Source organism: Bradyrhizobium sp. 155 (assembly GCF_023101105.1).
GTDB lineage: Bacteria > Pseudomonadota > Alphaproteobacteria > Rhizobiales > Xanthobacteraceae > Bradyrhizobium > Bradyrhizobium canariense_D.
In genome coordinates this window covers 331,439-352,260 of the sequence record NZ_CP064704.1, presented here as the reverse complement: position 1 = coordinate 352,260, position 20,822 = coordinate 331,439, and the positions used below count along the sequence as shown (strand labels likewise).

Here is a 20,822-nt window from a genome sequence, read left to right as displayed (position 1 = left end):
GCGGTCCTACCGCGTGGTGATCGAACTACGGAAGGCGAGCGGCGAGGCGATGGTCTTGATCGTCTCGATCCCCTCGCCGACGCCGCGAATCGTCACGTCGCCGTAGTTGAGAATTCGTCCAAGAATGGTCTGATCGACATCGACGCTCTCGACCTTGTCCAGCGCCATCTCGAAGGTGCGGCGCTTGATGAAGCCGGTCTTGTGCACGACCCGCAAATTGGTCACGTCGGTCTCGGTGGTAAAGCGATGGAACCAGCCCTTCACAGTCCAGTACAGCGCCGCCAGAGCGACCAGGCCGGCCGCAACCAGACAGAGCATGACGAGCCCCTCGACGGTGGTTTGCCGGGACAGGACGAACAGGACCAGCGCCACGATCCAGGCCAGGATCGCCGGAAAATAGAAGATCCAGTGCGCATTGGTCGAATACAGCACCTTCTCGCCAGGCTGCAGGATCTCGTCGATATAGCGCGCCATGATCTCGGTTAACCCACTACCCCGCACCCTGCCCCGCAGGAACCCGCTTGCCCCCGGCCCCGCCGCTATGTATACGCGCGGTCGGTGTCCGCGAGGCCCGTCCAGTGCGGGCCACCATACTGATCCTTATGAAGGAATGCACGCGTCGTCATGAGCCGCCTCGTGATGAAATTCGGCGGCACGTCCGTCGCCAACATCGAACGTATCCGCAACGTCGCACGCCATGTGAAGCGTGAGGTCGACGCCGGCCATGAAGTGGCCGTGGTCGTCTCGGCGATGTCCGGTAAAACCAACGAGCTGGTGGCCTGGTGCACCGAGGCCTCGCCGATGCACGACGCGCGCGAATACGACGCCGTGGTCGCCTCGGGCGAACAGGTGACGTCCGGCCTGTTTGCCATCGTGCTTCAGGGCATGGGTATCCAGGCCCGCTCCTGGCAGGGCTGGCAGATCCCGATCACGACCAGCGACGCCCATGCTTCGGCCCGGATCGAGGGCATCGACGGCAGCGAGATCATCAAGCGCTTCAGGGAGCGCAAGGAAGTCGCCGTGATCGCCGGCTTCCAGGGCATCAACCCCGAGACCAACCGCATCACCACGCTCGGCCGCGGCGGCTCCGATACCTCGGCCGTGGCGATCGCCGCCGCCGTGAAGGCGGACCGCTGCGACATCTACACCGACGTCGACGGTGTCTACACCACCGATCCGCGAATCGTGCCGAAGGCGCGCCGGCTCGACAAGATCGCATTTGAAGACATGCTGGAGCTGGCCTCCCAGGGCGCCAAGGTGCTCCAGGTCCGCTCGGTGGAACTCGGCATGGTCCACAACATGCCAATTTTCGTCCGCTCGAGCTTCGACAAGCCCGAGGATATCGACCCGCATGCCAACCAGCCGCCCGGCACGCTGATCTGCAGCGAGGAGGAGATCATGGAAAGCCACATCGTCACCGGCATCGCCTTTTCGAAGGACGAGGCCCAGATCTCGGTACGCCAGATCGAGGACAAGCCCGGCGTGGCGGCGTCGATCTTCGGCCCGCTCGCCAATGCCAACATCAACGTCGACATGATCGTGCAGAACGTCTCCGAGGACGGGAAGACCACCGACCTCACCTTCACGGTCCCGGCCGCCGACTACACCAGGGCCAAGGAGACGATTACCGCGGCCAAGAGCCAGATCAATTATGCCCGGCTCGACACGGCTACCGATGTCGCCAAGATCTCGGTGATCGGCAGCGGCATGCGCAGCCATGCCGGCGTTGCCGCCCAGGCGTTCTCGGCCCTCGCAGGACGGAATATCAACATCCGGGCCATTACAACCTCCGAGATCAAATTCTCGGTTCTAATCGACACCGCCTATACCGAGCTTGCGGTGCGCACCCTGCACACGCTCTACGGTCTCGATCAGGCTTAGGCTAATTTTCTCTTAGCGGTCGCAGCAAACGCGAAGGTGTCCACACTTTCGCGTTTGGCAGGCGTTTTGCTTGGCAAAACAAGCCCCAATTCGCTATACGGCGAACTGGGTGGGCTGCCAGAAACTGTGCCCCAGTTGAGGCGGTGCTGATTCGGCCCAGGCAACCGCCGGGGCTGGCGCCGGACGAGCAAATTTGTTGTTTTTCTGGATTTCTGGGCGAGCCGCCGCGGGTCCTTTCGGCCCCGGCAGACGGAGGAGATTGACGGTTCATGCGGAGCGCGTCGGGAGGTCCCCGCGTCTTGTTGAGACGGCTCCGCGAAACCATGGCGGAGCAGGTCTCGGCCCAGGAGCGGCTGGACAAGATCGTGGTGCTGATCGCCGCCAACATGGTGGCCGAGGTGTGCTCGGTCTATGTGCTGCGCGTCGACAACACGCTCGAGCTCTATGCCACCGAAGGCCTCAACCGCGAGGCGGTGCACCACACCGTGCTCAGCGCCCATGAGGGCCTGGTCGGCCTGGTCGCGAGCGAGGCAACGCCTCTCAACCTAAGCGATGCGCAAAGCCATCCGGCCTTCTCGTTCCGCCCGGAGACCGGCGAAGAGATTTACCACTCCTTCCTCGGCGTGCCGATCCTGCGCGCCGGCAACACGCTCGGCGTGCTGGTGGTGCAGAATCGCGCCAAGCGCAACTATGTCGAGGAGGAGCTCGAGGCGCTTCAGACCACCGCGATGGTGCTGGCGGAGCTGATCGCCTCCGGCGAGCTGTCTGCGCTGGCCCAGCCAGGCCATGAGCCCGCGGCGCGCCATTCGGCGCAGAAGGTCGGCGCCATCCTGTCGGAAGGCATCGCACTCGGCCATGTCGTGCTGCACGAGCCGCGCGTGGTTATCAAGGACTACATCGCCGAGGACCTGCCAAAGGAGATCAAGCGGCTCGACACCGCGCTCGCCAAGCTGCGCGCCGATCTCGACCGCATGCTGGAGCGCGGCGACGTCGCCGAGGGCGGCGAGCATCGCGAGGTGCTGGAAGCCTACCGCATGTTCGCCAACGACCAGGGCTGGTCGCACAAGCTGCACGAGGCGGTCGCCACCGGCCTCACGGCGGAAGCCGCCGTCGAGCGTGTGCAATCCGACACCCGCGCGCGCATGCTGCGCTCGACAGATCCCTATTTGCGCGACCGGCTGCATGATCTCGAGGATCTCGGCTATCGCCTGATGCGACAGCTGGTCGGCCAGGATCACGCGCCGTCACGCGAACAATTGCCCGACAACGCCATCGTCATCGCGCGCGCGATGGGCCCGGCGGCGCTGCTCGACTATGACCGCAAGCGCCTGCGCGGCATCATATTGGAGGAAGGCACCGCCAATTCCCACGTCTCGATCGTGGCGCGCGCGCTCGGCATTCCCGCGGTCGGCGAAGTCCCGAACGCGCCTGGTATCGCCGATCCCGGCGACGCCGTCATCGTCGACGGCACCTCCGGCATGATCTATGTGCGCCCATCGCAGGAGGTCGAAGCGGCCTTCGCCGAGCGCGTGCGCTTCCGGGCCCGCCGCCAGGCGCAGTATCTGGCGCTGCGCGACCGGCCCTGCGTCACCAAGGACGGCCAGAAGGTCGAGCTGATGATCAATGCGGGTCTCGCGATCGACTTGCCGCACATCGAAGACACCGGCAGCGCCGGCATCGGCCTGTTCCGCACCGAGCTGCAATTCATGGTCGGCCAGAGCCTGCCGCGCACCAGCGACCAGCTCGCGCTCTATCGCACCGTGCTGGATGCCGCCGGCACCAAGCCCGTCACCTTCCGCACCCTCGACATCGGCGGCGACAAGGCGCTGCCTTATATGGAGGCGGTAATCGAGGAGAACCCCGCGCTCGGATGGCGCGCGATCCGGCTCGGGCTCGATCGTCCCGGCCTGTTGCGCGGCCAGATCCGCGCACTGCTGCGCGCCGGCGGCGGCCGCGCGCTGCGCATCATGTTCCCGATGATCTCGGAGGTGGGTGAATTCGATTCTGCGAAGGCGCTGGTCGAACGCGAACTGACCTATCTGCGCCAGCACGGCCACACGCTGCCGGAGCGGATCGACATCGGCACCATGGTCGAGGTGCCGGCGCTGCTTTATCAGCTCGACGAGCTCCTGAAGAAGGTCGACTTCATCTCGGTCGGCTCCAACGATCTGTTCCAGTTCCTGTTCGCGGTCGACCGCGGCAACGCGAAAGTCTCGGAGCGCTTCGACACCATGTCGGCGCCGATCCTGCGCGCGCTTCGCGACATCGCACGCAAGACGCAAGCCGCGAACAAATCGCTGTCGCTCTGCGGCGAGATGGCGTCGAAACCGATCGGCGCGCTGGCGCTGATCGGGATGGGCTATCGCTCGCTGTCGCTCTCGGCCACCGCGCTCGGCCCGGTCAAGGCCATGGTGCTCGATCTCGACGCCAAGAAGGCCGAGGCGATGCTCGGGCCGTTGCTGGACGCGCCCGCCGGCAGCGTCTCGATCCGGCAGAAGCTGACGGAATTTGCCGAGGCCGAAGGCCTGGCCTTGTAGCGGGCCTGTCGCCCCCTCCTGCCGCCTCGCCCTTTTCCGCATTTGAGACCGAACCGATGTCGTCACTCCCCGAAGCCAAACTGGACGTCCTGCTCGCGCATCACGCCTCACTCGAGGCCGAATCGCTCGGTCAGCTCGCCTCCGAACGCTATGTGCAGATCACGCGTGAGCTCGCCGAGCTCACGCCATTGATCGAAGCGGTCAAGACCTATCGTTCGGCCCTCAAGGAGCTCGCCGACACCGAGGCGCTGATCGCCGATCCCGCGACCGATGCCGAGATGCGCGCCATGGCGGAAGCCGAGCGCGGCGAGCTGACGCCGAAGATCGAGGAGTTGGTCCAGAAGATCCGCGTCGCGCTGCTGCCGAAGGACGCCATGGACGATCGCAACGTGGTGCTGGAAATCCGCGCCGGCACCGGCGGCGACGAGGCTTCGCTGTTTGCCGGCGACCTGTTCCGGATGTACGAGCGCTTCGCGGCCCTGCAGGGCTGGAAGGTCGAGGTGATCTCGGCCAGCGAAGGCAGCGTCGGCGGCTACAAGGAAATCATCGCCGAGGTGCAGGGCCGCGGCGCGTTCTCGAAGCTGAAGTTCGAGTCCGGCGTGCACCGGGTGCAGCGCGTGCCGGACACCGAGACGCAGGGGCGCATCCACACATCTGCCGCCACCGTCGCCGTGATGCCCGAGGTGGAGGAGGTCGACCTCGAGATCCGGAACGATGATTTGCGTATCGAGACGATGCGCGCCGGAGGCGCCGGCGGCCAGCACGTCAACAAGACCGAATCAGCGATCCGCATCACCCACATCCCGACCGGCATCGTGGTGATGATGCAGGATAGCCGCTCGCAGCACAAGAATCGCGCTTCCGCCATGAACATCCTGCGCTCGCGCATCTACGACGCCGAGCAGCAACGCCTCGACGCGGCGCGCTCGGCCGAGCGCAAGGAGAAGGTCGGCTCCGGCGACCGCAGCGAGCGCATCCGCACTTATAATTTCCCGCAAGGACGCGTCACCGATCACCGCATCAATTTGACGCTCTATAAGCTGCCGCAGGTGATGGCGGGCGGAGCGCTGGGTGAACTGACCGACGCACTGACCACCGAGCACCAGGCCGCGCAGCTCGCCGCTCAGGGCGCGGCGGCGTAGAGCTCGCGGCTTCGCGCTTTCTTCAGCGTGTCCTCAGCGTCTCTTGGCTCGAAACGCTCGCAGGATCTTGCCCAAACCGGGCGCGGCGGCGCTGAGCTCGTCCAGATGGATGCGCGAGAGGGATCGCAGCTTCCGCTCGCCCTTCGCTGTCAGCTTGACCAGGACGCGCCGCGCATCATCCGGGTCGGCTTCCCGGCCAATCAGCTTCAGTTTCGCCATGCGATCCACCAGCTCCACCGCGGTGTGGTGCCGGATCAGCAGGAAGCGCGCGATGTCGCCGACGCTGGCGCCGTCAGGGGCGGCCAATCCTTTGATCGCCAGCAGCGCCTGGTGCTGCTGCGGCGTCAAGCCGGCGCTCTGGGCCGCGGCTTCGCTGAAGGCCAGGAAGGTTCGGAGCTGATAGCGAAACTGCGCAAGCGCCCCGTAGTCGGCCTCGCGCATCGCGCCACCCTTTGTGGGCACAGCACGCGCCGGGCGTGTCGTCTTCCGCTTCGATGGGGCCATTCCCTGCCTGCGACGTCGAGCCAGCCGGTGCAACGGGCGGCCTCACCGAGACTAGCAAGGAAGGCCAAGCCGAACCAACCGACCGGCGCCCCGGACACACAAATATCGCCACCTATTCGAAGCTGGACAGCAGGATCTTCACCAGGATGACCTGGAACGCGATCGGGATACGGACGCTCTTTCGCCGGATCGAGCGCTGCAGCGCGCCGGCAATCTCGGCGCTGGTCAAGGCACCCGCGGATGCATTGCTAATCAACTCGGCCCACATCTGCGACAGCGAGCCGCCGGGCGGGATCACCGGCTTGATCGTCACGCCACAGCCCTGCGCCCAGTCGATGATTTCCCTCATCGTGTGAGGACCGCAATTGCGCGCGGTCGCGAGGCGTTCGGCCGTCAGCGCAAGCAGCAATTCGCGCGAGGGCGACCAATTCCCCTTCGGCGGTTGCTCGGCAGTGAGCTCGACCGCGAGTTCCTTGAGGACGTTCTGGGCGCGCACGCTCAGCTTCTGCATCGGACCGGGCGCGCGCTTCGCCTGAACGGGGCCGACGGCGGGCCCGCGCCGGCCGGCCGGCCAGTTGCGCGGATCGGGCATGCGCGAGGCATCGCCGGACTGCGGTGTCGCCCGCTGCCCGCTCACCTCTTCCGGCCACGCCGCCTCCTGCCGCTCCGCACCTTGCGGCCACGACCGTCGCTTTCGGGTACCCGCCACTGTCGTCTGCCGCGCCATTTCTCTCGCCGAACCCGCCAGCCTCGTACTCACAAAGGCTAATATATATCGTGATGCGATATGTTTTCACGAGATAATTTTCGGCGTTCGACCAAAGACGAAATTGACAGAAGGCGTTCACAAGCAATGCTTGCGCCCAAGAGCTACACGCGGATGTGACGTGCCCGGCGCGGACAGGCCTTCGAGGCCGGCTGCCGTCGGACAGGTCGTGCTTTGCCTGCAAACAAGAACGACGTTAGGAGGAAACGATCATGACTGACAATCTCATCCGCCGCGGCCTTTCGCGCCGTGGCCTGCTTCAGACCACCGCGGGCCTCATCGGTGGCGCGGTTCTGCCGGGGATGCCGGCGTTTGCCGAGGACAAGCCGGCGATCGGCTCCTACCCCGCAGGGGTCTCGGGCTCCACCGCCTTCATCGGCATCTCGGTGCCGCGCACCGGCACCTATGCCGTGCAGGGTGAAGACGAGCTCAAGGGCTACCAGCTCGCGATCGAGCACATCAATGAAGGCCACGAGCTGATCAAGAAGATCTCGCCCAAGACCAGCAAGGGCGTGCTCGGCAAGGAGCTGAAGTTCGGCGTCGCCGATTCCGCGGCCAAGCCGAACGAGGCAGTGCAGGCGCAGCAGCGCTTCATCAGCGAGAACAAGGCGATCATGATCACCGGCGGCACGTCGAGCGCCGTTGCGGTGGCGCTGAACAAGCTCGCCCAGCGCGAACATGTGATTTTCGTATGCGGCATTTCCGGCTCGAACGACACCACCGGCAAGGATTGCGTCCGCTACGGCTTTCGCCAGAACTTCTACGGCCAGACTGCGGCCGCAGCGATCGGCCCGGTGATGGTACGTGAGTTCGGCAAGGGCAAGAAGGCGGCGTATCTGACGCCCGACTACACCTACGGCCACACCGTTACCAAATCGATGCAGGACTTCCTGGCGACCGCCGGCTGGACCACCGTGACCAACCAGGTCGCCCCGCTCGGCGCCCCCGACTATTCCTCATACCTGCTGAACGTCGCCAACTCCGGCGCCGACGTGCTGATCAACGTCAATTGGGGCCACGACGCGGTACTGTCGACACAACAGGCCAAGCAGTTTGGCGTGCTCGACAAGATGAAGCTGGTCGTGCCGTACCAGGTGCCTTTCATCGCGCGCGAGACCGGGGGCCTGATGCAGGGCGTCTACGCCGCCACCGACTATTGGTGGACCATCGAGGACAAGTTCCCGCTGGCGAAAATGTTCAACGAAGCGTTCGAGAAGAAGTACGGCTACAAGCCCGAATGGGGCGCCGAGAACGCCTATGTCAGCTTCGCGCATTGGGCGCACATGTGCGAGCAGGCCGGCAGCTTCAGTCCGCCTGACGTGATCAAGACCTACGAGAAGGGCGAGACGATCCCCTCCCTGGTCGGCGACGTCCATTACCGCCCGGAGGATCACCAATGCGTCCGCCCGGTGATCATCGTCAAGGGCAAGCAGCAGAAGGACATGAAGAACAAGGAAGACTGGTACGACGTCGTCGAGATCGTCCCGGGTGAAGGCCTGATGCAGAAGCCCGACGCCTTCGGCTGCCATCTCGGCGACTACAGCTGAGACCTCGCCAACCCCTGTGACGCCGCGGACTGCACTCCGGTCCCGCGGCGTCGCCTTTTTCTGACGCGCAACATCGCGCGCCACAACAGCGATTGTCGCATGATAAGTTGGCCCAACCTCGTTTCACAGCTTTTCAACGGGCTCGCGCTCGGCGCCCTGCTCGCGCTGATCAGCTCCGGCCTGACCATCATCTACGGCACGCTCGGCGTGCTCAACCTCGCACACGGCGCGATGTTCATGATCGGCGGCTATGCCGGCTTCGTCGCCTATCAGTACACGGAGTCGTTCACCCTTGCCGTGATCGCGGGCTCCCTGTTCGTGATGCTGCTCGGCGTTCTCATGGAACGCGGCATCATCCGTCATTTCTATCATCGTCCGCACGAGGATCAGCTGCTCGTGACCTTCGGGCTCGGCATCTGTTTCGTCGAGCTCGTGCGCCTGATCTTCTCGAGCCAGTCGCAGCTGGTGCCGCCGCCGGCGCTATTCCAGGGCATCACCAATCTCGGCTTCATGTTCTATCCGACCTACCGCCTCGCCGTCGTCGGCATCGTCGCGATCGCCCTCGGCGCATTGTTCATCGTGCTCTACCGGACCCGGCTGGGCATGATTGTGCGCGCCGGCATCGAGGATTCGGTGATGGTGGATTCGCTTGGCATCAATGTCTATCGCGTCTTCATGGTGGTCTTCGGCATCGGCGCAATGGCCGCCGGCTTTGCCGGCATCGTCAACGCGCCGGTGGTGTCGCTGACACCGGGCATCGGTGACGACATCCTGGTCCAGACTTTCGTGGTGGTGGTGATCGGCGGCGTCGGTTCGTTCCCCGGCGCAATTCTCGGCGGCCTGATCGCCGGCGAGATCATCAGCGTCACCTCCATGTTCAACCCCGGCTATGCCTATGTGATGCTGTTTGCGGCGATGACGCTCGTACTCGTGGTACGACCGCATGGCCTGCTCGGCGTCCAGGGCCGCGAGTAAGCGATCACCTGATGCTCAAGCAACGCCCCTTCCTGATCGAAGCCCTGACTGCGATCGGCTTGATCGCAGCCCCCTTCGTGCTGCCTCATCTCGGGTTCGCGCCGAACACCGTGAACAGGATCCTGGTCTGGGGCCTGTTCGGGCTCGGCTTCGACATCCTGTTCGGCTTCACCGGCCTGCTCTCGTTCGGCCAGTCCGCCTTCTACGGCACCGGCGGCTTCGTCGCCGCCTACCTGCTGACCCGCGCGGGCTTCGGCAACGTGCTGGGCGCGCTGATCATCGGCATGATCGCGGCCGCAGCGACCGGCTACCTGATCGGCCTGATCGCATTGCGCCGCACCGGCATCTATTTCGCGATGATCACCGTGGCAATCGCGGAAGTGTTCTTCTTCGTCGAATTCAATCCACTTTCCGATTTCACCGGCGGCGAAAACGGCCTGCCCGGCGTGCCGACGCCGAGCTTCAATCTCGGCTTCATCTCCATCCACTTCACCAATGGCTGGTCGCTCTATCAGTTCATCGCGCTGTGCTATTTCGTCGGCGTTGTCATCGCCCTCAGGATCGTGCGCTCGCCGGTCGGCGCGGTTCTGAGTGCGATCCGCGACAATCCGCTGCGCGCCACGGCCGTCGGCCACAACATCCATGGCTACAAGCTGACCGCCTTCGTGATCGCAGCCGCTTACGCGGGCTTCGCCGGCGGACTGCTCGGCGTGCTCCAGGCCTTCATGCCGCCCGACGCCTTCACCTTCGACACCTCGGGCCAGCTCGTGATGCAGACGGCCATCGGCGGCAGGGGCACGCTGTTCGGACCGCTGGTCGGCGCAACCGTTTGGCTGTTCCTTCAGGACTTCCTGCAGTCCGCACTGGGCCTCGGCGCAGCCTGGAAGTTGGTGCTGGGTGTCGTGTTCGTGCTGCTGGTCTGCTTCCTGCGCGGCGGCATCATCGGCGGCCTTGCCGATCTCTACCGCCTCGTCTCGGGAAAGCGAAAGCAGACGGATGCGGAGATGGAGCAGGACGCCGCTGACACCGAGGCCAGGCTGCAACCTCCACCGGCGCCGATGCAGGCCAAGGAGGTCGAGCACCCCGCCTATTCCGGGCCGATCCTGAAAGCCACCGGCCTGACCAAGCGCTATGGCGGCCTCGTTGCCAACAGCGACATCGATTTCAGCGTCAATCGGGGCGAGCTGCGCGGGATCATCGGCCCCAACGGCGACGGCAAATCAACCTTTTTCAAGATGCTGACCTGCGAGATCGCGCCGAGCTCCGGCCAGATCGTGTTCGAGGGCCGCGACATCACGGGATTGAAGGTCACCGAGGTTTGCCAGCTCGGACTGACCAAAAGCTACCAGGTCAACCAGCTCTTCACCGGGTTGACGGTGCGGGAGAACCTGACGATCGCAGCCCTTGCCGAACTGCGCGGAAAATTCCGGCTCGACCTGTTCCGCACGCTCGGCGGCGTCAAGGGCCTGACGGAGCAGGTGGCGCACACGCTCGCTTTGGTGAACCTGACCCGTCGTGCCGACACGCCCGTGTCCGAGCTCGCCTATGGCGAGAAGCGCAGGCTGGAAATCGGGCTTGCGCTCGCCACGTCGCCGCGCCTGTTGCTGCTTGACGAGCCGCTCGCCGGCATGAGCCCGCGAGAGCGTCTCGAGACCGTCAAGCTGCTCAAGTCGATCGCGCGCGGCCGTACCATGATCATCATCGACCACGACATGGATTCGCTGTTCGAGTTGGTCGAGCGCGTCACCGTGCTCCAGGAAGGCCGGGTGCTGGTCTCCGGCACGCCGGAGGAAATCAAGGCCAACGCCGCCGTCCAGGAAGCCTATCTCGGTGGCGTGCACGGAGAGATCGCGGCATGAGCCTGATCGAGGTCAACGGCCTGAACAGCTATTACGGGGACTCCCACATCCTGTTCGACGTCGCCATGCATGTCGAGCGTCACGAGGTGGTGGCGCTGCTCGGACGCAACGGCGCCGGCAAGAGCACCACGCTGAAGAGCCTTATGGGCGTCGTGACGCCGCGTAGCGGCAGCGTGAAATTCGACGGCATCGATATCGCCGGGCGCAAGAGCCACAGAATCGCGCAGGCCGGCATGCAGCTCGTGCACGAGGAACGCCGCATTTTCGGCAGCCTGTCGGTGGAGGAAAACATCGTCCTCGCCGGCATCACCGCGCCGAAACGCTGGCCGCTCGATCGCATCTACGAGATGTTTCCGCGGCTGAAGCAGCGGCGCAACAACCGCGGCACCGAGCTATCCGGGGGCGAACAGCAGATGCTCGCGATCGCACGGGCGCTCGTGCGTGATCCCAAGATCGTGCTGCTGGACGAGCCGTTCGAGGGACTCGCGCCCGTCATCGTCCACGATCTGGTCAAGGCCTGCCGCGAGCTCGCCGCCGCCGGCCAGACCATCGTGCTGGTCGAGCAGAACCTGGCGGCGACGCTGGCGCTGGCGACACGGATCTACATCATCAACAACGGACATATCGTGCACGAAGGGCCGGCGCGGGAGCTCAAGGCCCAGCCGGAGCTGCTCCAGCGCTATCTCGGCGTCTAGAGAGCGGCGATCATTCGCCTGGCGTGAGCGGCGAGCACCGCCGTGTCCTCCTTGCGCGTCTGCGCCGGCAGCAGCTCGATTCCGGCCCTGACCGGCATGACGTGCATGTGCAGGTGAAAGACCACCTGGCCGCTGGCCGGCTCGCTGAACTGCTGAAGGATGATGCCCTCGGCGTCGAACGCCTTCATCGCGGCAATCGCGATCCGCTTGGCGGTTCGGGCGACCGCGGCGAGGTCGTCATCCGCGATGTCGAGGATGCCGCGTGCCGGCGCCCGGGGAACGACCAGCGTGTGCCCGGGCGAACGCGGCATGATGTCGAGGAAGGCGAGGCTACGGTCGTCCCTGAAAACCTCGAAACAGGGGATCTCGCCACGCAGGATCTTTGCGAAGACGTTCTGATCGTCGTAGGGCGTCATGGACCCTCCTTGGTTGCGAGGCGCGATCTGACGCGCTCCTTTTCATTGACGCAAGCAAGCCAGCCGATCTATCCACGATGCTAGGCAGGATGGTTCCATTGGCGACAGATTTCGATCCAGGACACAGCATCGAGAGTGCGCGGCGCGTGCTTGCGGCACGGCTGCAATCGGCCGGCATCGAGCAGCCCGCCCTCGATGCGCGCCTGCTCGTCGGAGCTGCGCTGAGGCTTGATCTGACCGGGATGGTGACGCAGGCGGGCCGACAACTCGCGCCTGAAGAGGCTGCGCGGCTGGAAGCGTATGCGCAGCGCCGGCTCGCGCATGAGCCCGTCGCCCGCATTCTCGGCGCTCGGGAATTCTGGGGCCTGCCGTTCCAGCTATCCGAGGCGACGCTGGTCCCGCGGCCGGATACCGAGGCCGTGGTCGAACTGGCGCTCGAGATCTTTCATGGGCTTACGAATTCGGGACGGCGCCCGTGCATCGCCGATATCGGCACCGGATCCGGCGCCATCCTGCTCGCGCTGCTGCACGAAATTCCCGGCGCCGTCGGCGTCGGCACCGATCTCAGTCTGACCGCGCTCAAGACCGCCAGAGACAACGCCGCGGCTCTTGGCCTCGCCGACCGCGCCAGCTTCGTCGGCTGCTCCTACGCAGCGGCGCTCCGCGGCCCGTTCGACCTCGTCGTGTCGAATCCGCCCTATATCCCGTCGGCCGAAATTCCGAAATTGAGCATCGAGGTGCGCGAGCACGATCCGCACCTGGCGCTCGACGGCGGCAATGACGGTTACGACGCCTATCGCGCCCTGATCCCGCAGGCGACTGAACGTCTCGCTCCCGGCGGAGCACTGATCGTCGAGGCCGGACAGGGCCAGGCCCGCAATATTGAAACCTTGATGACGGCTGCCGCGTTGGTCGTGGACAGGCCGCCCAAGGCCGATCTGGCGGGCATCCCACGGGCGGTTTCGGCCCGGAAAATGCCCCCATAAAAGCCGGATTGGGCTGCAAAAAACCTCTTGGAATATCCCTTGGGAACGACTACCTTCCTATCAACACATCGGTGCCGGCCCCGTAGACCTACGGGCGAAAGCCGGGCTCTCGGGCGAGAGCTTACTGATAATGGTTCCAAGCCGCAGGTCCTGTTGAGCGCGATGGCCATTTGAGCTGCGCTGCTTACCGACCGCAACGTGAACGAAAGCCTGATATTGCGCTTGAAGACTTACGCAACAAAGCAGGGCTTGTTTCGGCAGGCGATATGAATGGGTTCGCTGGCGATGGATGCTGGCGGTGGGGAACGCGTCTTTTGTTGAACGCGACGGTCGACGAACATCGGCAGGGATCAATCCGCTCTTGCGTGCGGTTGCGCGCAAGCGATGTGAACCGCTGTCATCAGGTCACTCTCGGCAATCAGTAATGCGTGCAACCTTTAGGGCTGGAATTAAAGGCAGGACATGAGAAACGGTCAGAACAAGCAGCGGATGCGCAACCGCAACAATAATAATAACAATAACAACAATAATAACCGGCGCGGCCAGAACCCGATGACCCGGGTCTACGAGTCCAACGGACCTGACATCAAGATCCGCGGCACGGCTTCGCATATTGCTGAAAAGTATCTCCAGCTCGCGCGCGACGCGCGCTCCTCCGGAGACCCCGTTGCGGCCGAGAACTACTACCAGCATGCCGAGCATTATTTTCGTCTGATCGCGACGGCTCAGGAACAGTTCCGGCAGAACCAGCAACCGCGCGGCGACGAGCCCATCAGCAACAACAGCGGTGACGACGGCGAGGACGACGGCGAGAATTTCTCGAATTTCGGCCAGGAACCGGGTTTTGTCCCACAGCCGCCACCGCCGCCCTTCACCCGCGACCGCGACGGCCCGCGCGATCATCAGCCGCGTGATCATCAGCCCCGCGACAACCATGCTTATCAGCGCGACAACCAGCAGCCGCGCGAGCATCGCGAACGCGACCATCGTCCGCAGCCGCAATATCAGCCCCAGCCGCAACCGCTACCGCTGAACCAGCCTCAGCCCGTCGTCGCCGACGCCGTCAGCGTCGATCGTTTGCCTTCCTTCATCACCGGCCCGCAGCCGCAGGTGAGCGGTGGCGCGCCCGGCCAGGCCGGCTTCGAAGGTGGTGGTGGCGAGCGCTTTCCGCGGCGGCGCCGCCGCCCGAATGGCCCGCGCCCCGAGCGCGAAGCCGCTCCGGCCGCCTCAAGCGACGAAGTGGCTCCCGGCGAGTAAGCCTTTCGCCGGACATCTTGCGCCAGATGTCCTGACCCGAATCGTCCCGGCATGTCCGGGACGATTTGTTTTTAGCCGCGCGTCGCCGTCGTCGAGGATGGTACCAGCACCGGCTTCGCCAGTGATGGAATGAGCCGCGCCCGCTCGCGCTTGGCGGGGATCGCGCGGTAGACCTGCTTGGTCGCCTCGACGATGTGCACGCCGGCGAAGGGCAGCGACAGCGCCGCGCCGGCCCGCTCCCACATCTGTGCGGATTTCAGCACCCAGCCCCCGGCATAGGGCGGCATGAACAGCGCCTCGCCCCAGGCGGTCGGGGTGAACCAGGTCTGGCGCAACAGGTCCGTGATCTGCGAACGCGAATAGGGCCGGCCGTGACCGAACGGCGTGCTGTCGGTGCGGGTCCACACCCCGCGCCGGTTCGGGATGACCGCAATCACGCGACCGGACGGCGACAGCACGCGCCATGCCTCGCGCAGCAGCGCGGCCGGATCGTCCGACATTTCCAGTGCGTGGACCAGCAGGATGCGATCGACCGCGGCGTCGGGAAGCGGCAGCGAGAACTCGTCCACCAGCGAGGCAAGCGCCGGCCGTCCGGTGGGCCATTTCAGGACGCCCTGGGCCGAGGGCATGAAGGCGATGCAGCGCTCCGCGTCCTCGCGGAACAACCCGAGATAGGGCGTGGGATAGCCGAAGCCGAGCACCCGCTGGCCATCGACGCGCGGCCAGCGCTCCCGAATGCCGCGATTGATCATTTGCCGCGCCACAATCCCGAGGCGACGGGAGTAGAACTCGCGGAGGTCGACGACATCAATGGTCATGATCGCAATGTAACATGCACGAGGCGGCCCCCGCGCGCGGAATATTGCATTGCCTGCGCAACGTTAACGCCATATTTGTCTGACGGAGCTGAGCGCGATCGGAGATGACATGGCCGCCGAAATTCGTACTTTCACCTGTTTAAACGACAATTTCGGTTACCTCATCCACGATGTGGAAACCAAGGCGACGGCGTCGATCGACGCGCCGGAGGCCGGCCCCATCGTGAGGGCGCTCGAGCGCGAGGGGTGGCAGCTCACCGACATTCTGATCACCCATCATCATGGCGATCATGTCGGCGGGGTCGCCGAACTCAAGCAGAAATACAATTGCCGCGTCGTCGCGCCGCATGACAAGACGACGGAGATCGCAGACGTCGACCTGCGCGTCGCCAATGCCGAAATCGTCAGGGTCGGCAGCTTGCTGGGGCGCGTACTGGAGACGCCCGGCCACACGCTCGACCACATCTCCTATGTGTTCGACACCGACAAAGCGCTGTTCGCCGCCGACACGCTGTTCTCGATCGGCTGCGGCCGCGTGTTCGAGGGCACCTATCCGATGATGTGGGATTCGCTTCTGAAGCTGCGTGCCCTGCCCGACGACTTCAAGCTCTATTGCGGCCATGAATACACGGCCTCCAACGTCAAGTTCGCGCTGACCGTCGACCCCGACAATGCGGCGCTGCAGTCGCGCGCGGCGGAGGTGGCGAGGCTGCGGGCCGAGAACAAGCCGACCATTCCCGCGCTGCTTGGTGACGAGAAGCGGACAAACGTGTTCCTGCGCGCCGACGAACCCTCGATCGCAGCCAGGCTGCACATGAAGGGCGCGGATGCCACCGCGGTGTTCGGCGAGCTGCGCGAGCGCAAGAACAAGTCTTGAAGAACAGATCCTGACGGGAATCGATGCCGACCGCAGCCGAGATCATCGCGCGCCTCGAACTCCGCCCGCATCCCGAAGGCGGGCATTACCGAGAGACGTTTCGCGACCAGACCACCGACGCCAACGGCCGCGCGCGCTCGACCCTGATCTATTTTCTGCTGGCGCGCGGCGAGCGTTCGCACTGGCATCGCATCGATGCTGTCGAGAGCTGGCACTATTACGCCGGCAGCCCGCTGACCCTGCGGATAGCGCACGAAGGCTGCTCCCAGCACGAGGTACGGCTCGGTACGGACCTGTTGAACGGCGAGCGGCCACAGGCGATCGTGCCGGCCGATGCGTGGCAGACGGCAGAGACCACCGGCGAGTGGACCCTGGTCGGCTGCACCGTGGCGCCCGCCTTCGAGTTCGCGAAGTTCGAGCTCGCGCCGAAGGGCTGGGAGCCCTAAGGCCCTGTCGCTTCGGCTTGCGCCGGCAATGATGCTACCGCTTCCGCAGCAACATGTCCTTCGCCGCAATCAGGCCGCCGCCGGCGATCAGGATCGCGGCGATGGTGATGTTGGCGCTGGCATTGGCAAAGCCAGCGGCGATGAGGAAGCCGGTCGAGAGCAGCGGCGTCGCATAGGAGGCGGCGCCGAGCACGCGGATGTCGCCACGCTTCATGCCGATGTCCCAGGCGTAGAACGCAGCACCGACGGGACCGATGCCGAGCGCGATGACGGAGAGCCATTGCAGCGTCGTGTCCGGCCACACCGTGGTTTCAAGCAGTCCATGCATCAGCGCGGCGAGCACCGCGGTGGCGAGGCAGAATCCCGCGACCGCATCGGTCGGCACCGCCTTCAGTCGCCGCGACAACACCGAATAGATCGCCCACACGAACGCTGCGATGAAGGCCGCGGCCAAACCCGGCAATTGTCCCTGCGTGAAGCCCGAGGTGTTACCGGCGAACAGCAGCACGGTGCCGACGAGGCCGAGCAGGGCGCCAACGACGTGATGCACGGCAAGCCGCTCGCCCGGCAGAAACGACGAGAACAGCACGATCAGGAGCGGCCACAGATAATTCAGCAGGCCGGCTTCAGCCGGTGGCGCAAAGCGCAGCGCGAGGAAATACAGCGCGTGATAGCCGAACAGTCCGCCGACACCGACGATCCACACGACCAGCGGCTGACGCAGGCTTTTGGCCGCTGCGCCGCGGCCGATCCAGGTGAGCAGGCCGACGAGCCCGCCGATCGCGAACGTCATCGCGGCCAGCTGGAATGCCGGGATCTTTCCGGTCGCCACCGTCATCACTGACAGCAGCGACCACATCAGGATCGCGGTCAATCCGATCAGCGTTGCGGTGCGGGGAGTCATCGATCAAAGGCTCTGAGGACGTTTATGCCCGGCACAAGGCCGGGCATTTTCGTCCTCACTATCGCCTTGTCGCGACTGAAGCTACATATTTTGCCTCAGCGACGTTGCGCCAAGAGAATGGGCGCCATCAGGCCTGATATTGGCCGCCATTGATGGTCAGCGTCGAGCCGGTCATGAAGCCGGCCTCGTCCGCCGCCAGGAACACGACCGCACGTGCGATCTCTTCCGGTTCGCCGAGCCGGTTAACCGGGATCTGCGGGATCACGTTCTTTTCCAGGACGTCCTTTGGCACTGCCTGCACCATTTCGGTGTTGATGTAGCCGGGGCAGATCGCGTTGACGGTGATGCCGCCCTTGGCGTTCTCGAGCGCAAGTGCCTTGGTGAAGCCGATGTCACCGGCCTTCGCCGCGGAATAGTTGACCTGGCCAAACTGTCCCTTTTGGCCGTTGATCGACGAGATCGAAATGATGCGGCCGAACTTGCGCGCACGCATGCCTTCAATGATGGGACGCGTCATGTTGAACAGCGAACCGAGATTGGTATTGATGACGGCGTTCCACTGCTCGAGCGTCATCTTGTGGAAGGCGGTGTCGCGGGTGATGCCGGCATTGTTGACGAGCACGTCGATCGGCCCGACGTCCGCCTCGACCTTCTTCACGCCCTCGGCGCATGCATCGAAACTGCTGACGTCCCATTTGTAGACGGCGATGCCGGTCTCGGCCTTGAACTTCTCCGCCGCCGCGTCGTTGCCGGCATAACTCGCCGCAACCTTGTAGCCGGCCGCCTTCAGCGCTTTGCTGATCGCAGCTCCGATGCCCCGCGTACCACCCGTCACCAATGCAACACGTGCCATATCGTATTTCCTTCCCTTGGACTCTTCGGACGTTTCTGAGTGATCGTTTTTAAGTGCGGATTATGGGGGACGTTTGACGGACATCAAGAACAAAACGCCCGGCGTCGAGCCGGGCGTTTCTCTTTAGTCGAGGCTTGTACGGTTGCGAAGAATATTTGATTTGCAACCGCTGCCTTTTTAATCGCGTGCAACGCACTCAGTCACGTGTGCAGCGCACGCGCAAATGACGCGTCAACTATCTCAGTCGCGCGCCACACACATCGCGATACCCATGCCGCCACCGATGCACAGCGTGGCGAGGCCCTTCTTCGAATCGCGCTTCTGCATCTCGTGGAGCAGCGTCACCAGCACGCGGGCGCCGGAGGCACCGACCGGATGGCCGATCGCGATCGCGCCGCCGTTGACGTTGACCTTGGAGGTATCCCAGCCGAGGTCCTTGTTGACGGCACAGGCTTGCGCAGCGAAGGCTTCGTTGGCCTCGATCAGGTCGAGATCGCCGACGTTCCAGCCGGCCTTCTTCAGCGCGGCACGCGAGGCCGGGATCGAGCCCGAGCCCATGATCTTCGGATCGACGCCCGCCTGCGCCCAGGACACGATGCGCGCGAGCGGCTTCTTGCCTTCCTTGGCGGCCTGCTTGGCGGTCATCAGCACCACGGCAGCAGCGCCGTCGTTGATGCCGGACGCCGAGCCCGCGGTGACCGTGCCGTCCTTCTCGAAGGCGGGACGAAGCTTCGCCATCGCGTCGACCGTTGCGCCATGGCGCGGATATTCGTCGGCGCTGACGACGACATCGCCCTTGCGTCCCTTGATGGTGACGGGAACGATTTCGTCGTTGAATTTACCGGCCTTCTGCGCGGCCTCGGCCTTCTGCTGCGAGGCGACCGCGAACTCGTCCTGCTGGGCGCGGGTGATCTGCCACTGCCGCGCGACGTTCTCGGCGGTGTTGCCCATGTGATAGCCGTTGAAGGCGTCCCACAGACCGTCCTTGATCATGGTGTCGATGAATTCGACTGCACCCATCTTGACGCCGCCACGCAGGTACTGGGCGTGCGGAGCCATGCTCATGGATTCCTGGCCGCCGGCGACCACGATCTCGGAATCGCCGTTGAGCAGCGCCTGATAGCCGAGCGCAACGGTGCGCAGGCCCGAGCCGCAGAGCTGGTTGACACCCCAGGCCGGGCTCTCGACCGGAATGCCGGCATTGATCGAAGCCTGACGGGCCGGGTTCTGGCCCTGGGCGGCGGTCAGGATCTGGCCCATGATGACTTCGGAGACCCGGCCGGGCTCGATGCCGCCGCGCTCCAGCGCGGCCTTGATGGCAATGGCGCCGAGATCATGGGCGGGAAGGGTTGCGAACGCTCCGTTGAAGCTTCCGACCGGGGTGCGGGCGGCGCTGACGATGACGACATCGTCTGACATGGGCATCTCCTGGGTTGAATGGGGGCAGACGGGGCTGGGGAAACGGCTCGCCAGTCTCGGACGGCATCCTGTTAACGTCGTTGAGGCATGTCAATCGGCCGGTGGCCGAATTCATCCCGCAGCGCATTCAAAATAGCGTTCTTGGCGCTTTCGCAAGCACGTTTTTGCTGCCCGATTAACCGTGGCGCACAAAACGGTAGCGTGACCCCTTTGAAAATGCTTATTTTGTTGCGTTGCGTACTCTTCCCGCCCTGCGGCATAGCCCGTCAGGTTCCCGTTCTCCGCGCTTGCAAGTGAGAGCCCATGGCGAAATCAGACCAACCCACCACGATCAAGAAATACGCGAACCGCCGGCTCTATAACACCGGGACGAGCACTTACGTGACGCTGGAAGACCTCGCCGCCATGGTCAAGGATGGCGAAGATTTCCTGGTTTACGACGCCAAGACTGGCGACGACATCACCCGCTCCGTGCTTGCCCAGATCATCTTCGAGCAGGAGAACAAGGCCGGCCAGAACCTGCTCCCGACCACCTTCCTGCGCCAGCTGATCCGCTTCTACGGCGACAGCATGCAGATGGTGGTGCCGAAATATCTGGAGCAGGCCATCGCCTCGCTCACTCAGGAGCAGGAGAAGTTCCGCAAGCAGATCGCCACCTCGCTGTCGGGAACCCCGTTTGCGCCGCTGGAGGAACAGGTCCGCCGCAACATGGAGCTGTTCCAGCAGACCTTCTCGATGTTCAAGCCTTTCGCGCCCGGCGCAGCCCGCCCCGCGGGCTCCGCGGAGCCGGCGCCCGAGCCGGCCGCCGAAGCCCCAAAGGACAGCAATATCGACGATCTGCGCCAGCAGATGAAGGACATGCAGGAACGCCTCGAGCGGATGTCGAAGAAGGACGAGTAGGGGTTCCTGCCACGCGCTAACGCGCCTTGCTGCCACAACT

General features: G+C 64.5%; 20 protein-coding genes. 12 read left to right on the top strand and 8 right to left on the bottom strand.

Annotation, left to right across the window (positions count from 1 at the left end):
* Positions 1 to 6: 6 nt before the first annotated feature.
* Positions 7 to 474, bottom strand: coding sequence for a PH domain-containing protein (locus IVA93_RS01650; RefSeq protein WP_018452897.1), 468 nt, complete (start codon positions 472 to 474; stop codon positions 7 to 9).
* Between the two features lie 150 nt (positions 475 to 624).
* Between IVA93_RS01650 and IVA93_RS01645 the strand changes: the two genes are divergently transcribed.
* The 3 genes from IVA93_RS01645 (at position 625) to prfA (ending at position 5,560) form a co-directional block, all read left to right on the top strand.
* Positions 625 to 1,881 carry an aspartate kinase gene (locus IVA93_RS01645; protein WP_247789641.1) on the top strand — a complete coding sequence of 419 codons (1,257 nt, stop codon included), beginning with the start codon at positions 625 to 627 and terminating at the stop codon, positions 1,879 to 1,881.
* Between the two features lie 269 nt (positions 1,882 to 2,150).
* Positions 2,151 to 4,418, top strand: coding sequence for a phosphoenolpyruvate--protein phosphotransferase (gene ptsP, locus IVA93_RS01640; RefSeq protein ID WP_026232414.1), 2,268 nt, complete (start codon positions 2,151 to 2,153; stop codon positions 4,416 to 4,418).
* A gap of 56 nt (positions 4,419 to 4,474) precedes the next feature.
* Positions 4,475 to 5,560, top strand: a complete 1,086-nt coding sequence (gene prfA / locus IVA93_RS01635) for a peptide chain release factor 1 (RefSeq protein ID WP_247789639.1) — start codon at positions 4,475 to 4,477, stop codon at positions 5,558 to 5,560.
* A gap of 33 nt (positions 5,561 to 5,593) precedes the next feature.
* On the opposite strand, the gene IVA93_RS01630 is transcribed toward prfA, so the two are convergent.
* Positions 5,594 to 6,064 (bottom strand): MarR family winged helix-turn-helix transcriptional regulator, encoded by a 471-nt coding sequence (locus IVA93_RS01630; RefSeq protein ID WP_026232413.1) that lies wholly within the window; start codon positions 6,062 to 6,064, stop codon positions 5,594 to 5,596.
* A gap of 112 nt (positions 6,065 to 6,176) precedes the next feature.
* Entirely contained in the window at positions 6,177 to 6,791 is a 615-nt protein-coding gene (locus IVA93_RS01625) for a hypothetical protein (RefSeq protein WP_018452892.1), read from the bottom strand.
* A 251-nt stretch (positions 6,792 to 7,042) separates the two neighbouring features.
* On the opposite strand from IVA93_RS01625, the gene IVA93_RS01620 reads away from it, so the two are divergent.
* From IVA93_RS01620 to IVA93_RS01605, 4 genes are all read left to right on the top strand, one after another.
* Complete coding sequence (locus tag IVA93_RS01620) at positions 7,043 to 8,377, top strand: substrate-binding protein (RefSeq protein ID WP_018452891.1); 1,335 nt, start codon at positions 7,043 to 7,045, stop codon at positions 8,375 to 8,377.
* Between the two features lie 99 nt (positions 8,378 to 8,476).
* Positions 8,477 to 9,352: a branched-chain amino acid ABC transporter permease gene (locus tag IVA93_RS01615; RefSeq protein ID WP_018452890.1), complete on the top strand. Its 876-nt coding sequence runs from the start codon at positions 8,477 to 8,479 to the stop codon at positions 9,350 to 9,352.
* An 11-nt stretch (positions 9,353 to 9,363) separates the two neighbouring features.
* Entirely contained in the window at positions 9,364 to 11,211 is a 1,848-nt protein-coding gene (locus tag IVA93_RS01610) for a branched-chain amino acid ABC transporter ATP-binding protein/permease (protein WP_247789637.1), read from the top strand.
* Positions 11,208 to 11,906 carry an ABC transporter ATP-binding protein gene (locus IVA93_RS01605; protein WP_018452888.1) on the top strand — a complete coding sequence of 233 codons (699 nt, stop codon included), beginning with the start codon at positions 11,208 to 11,210 and terminating at the stop codon, positions 11,904 to 11,906. Before IVA93_RS01610 ends, IVA93_RS01605 begins: the two co-directional genes overlap by 4 nt.
* On the opposite strand, the gene IVA93_RS01600 is transcribed toward IVA93_RS01605, so the two are convergent.
* Positions 11,903 to 12,322 carry an HIT family protein gene (locus tag IVA93_RS01600; RefSeq protein ID WP_018452887.1) on the bottom strand — a complete coding sequence of 140 codons (420 nt, stop codon included), beginning with the start codon at positions 12,320 to 12,322 and terminating at the stop codon, positions 11,903 to 11,905. The two genes, IVA93_RS01605 and IVA93_RS01600, sit on opposite strands and share 4 nt — an antisense overlap.
* 89 nt (positions 12,323 to 12,411) lie before the next feature.
* On the opposite strand from IVA93_RS01600, the gene prmC reads away from it, so the two are divergent.
* Positions 12,412 to 13,308, top strand: coding sequence for a peptide chain release factor N(5)-glutamine methyltransferase (gene prmC / locus IVA93_RS01595; RefSeq protein ID WP_018452886.1), 897 nt, complete (start codon positions 12,412 to 12,414; stop codon positions 13,306 to 13,308).
* 462 nt (positions 13,309 to 13,770) lie between these two features.
* On the top strand, positions 13,771 to 14,565 hold the full coding sequence (locus tag IVA93_RS01590; RefSeq protein WP_018452885.1) for a DUF4167 domain-containing protein: 795 nt from the start codon (positions 13,771 to 13,773) through the stop codon (positions 14,563 to 14,565).
* Between the two features lie 71 nt (positions 14,566 to 14,636).
* Here IVA93_RS01590 and IVA93_RS01585 read toward each other — a convergent pair whose 3' ends face one another.
* Positions 14,637 to 15,383 (bottom strand): class I SAM-dependent methyltransferase, encoded by a 747-nt coding sequence (locus IVA93_RS01585; RefSeq protein WP_007599158.1) that lies wholly within the window; start codon positions 15,381 to 15,383, stop codon positions 14,637 to 14,639.
* Between the two features lie 109 nt (positions 15,384 to 15,492).
* Between IVA93_RS01585 and gloB the strand changes: the two genes are divergently transcribed.
* Together gloB and IVA93_RS01575 are read left to right on the top strand one after the other, a co-directional pair.
* A complete protein-coding gene (gloB, locus tag IVA93_RS01580; protein ID WP_018452884.1) occupies positions 15,493 to 16,260 on the top strand; it encodes a hydroxyacylglutathione hydrolase in 768 nt (255 codons plus the stop codon).
* A 23-nt stretch (positions 16,261 to 16,283) separates the two neighbouring features.
* Positions 16,284 to 16,706, top strand: coding sequence for a cupin domain-containing protein (locus IVA93_RS01575; protein ID WP_018452883.1), 423 nt, complete (start codon positions 16,284 to 16,286; stop codon positions 16,704 to 16,706).
* 34 nt (positions 16,707 to 16,740) lie between these two features.
* On the opposite strand, the gene yddG is transcribed toward IVA93_RS01575, so the two are convergent.
* The 3 genes from yddG to IVA93_RS01560 form a co-directional block, all read right to left on the bottom strand.
* Entirely contained in the window at positions 16,741 to 17,610 is an 870-nt protein-coding gene (gene yddG, locus IVA93_RS01570) for an aromatic amino acid exporter YddG (RefSeq protein WP_018452882.1), read from the bottom strand.
* Between the two features lie 127 nt (positions 17,611 to 17,737).
* Positions 17,738 to 18,463 carry an acetoacetyl-CoA reductase gene (gene phbB / locus IVA93_RS01565; protein WP_018452881.1) on the bottom strand — a complete coding sequence of 242 codons (726 nt, stop codon included), beginning with the start codon at positions 18,461 to 18,463 and terminating at the stop codon, positions 17,738 to 17,740.
* A gap of 240 nt (positions 18,464 to 18,703) precedes the next feature.
* A complete protein-coding gene (locus IVA93_RS01560; RefSeq protein WP_247789635.1) occupies positions 18,704 to 19,882 on the bottom strand; it encodes an acetyl-CoA C-acetyltransferase in 1,179 nt (392 codons plus the stop codon).
* A gap of 303 nt (positions 19,883 to 20,185) precedes the next feature.
* Here IVA93_RS01560 and phaR point away from each other — a divergent pair, with 303 nt between their 5' ends.
* Positions 20,186 to 20,782, top strand: coding sequence for a polyhydroxyalkanoate synthesis repressor PhaR (gene phaR, locus IVA93_RS01555; protein ID WP_018452879.1), 597 nt, complete (start codon positions 20,186 to 20,188; stop codon positions 20,780 to 20,782).
* Positions 20,783 to 20,822 lie beyond the last annotated feature (40 nt).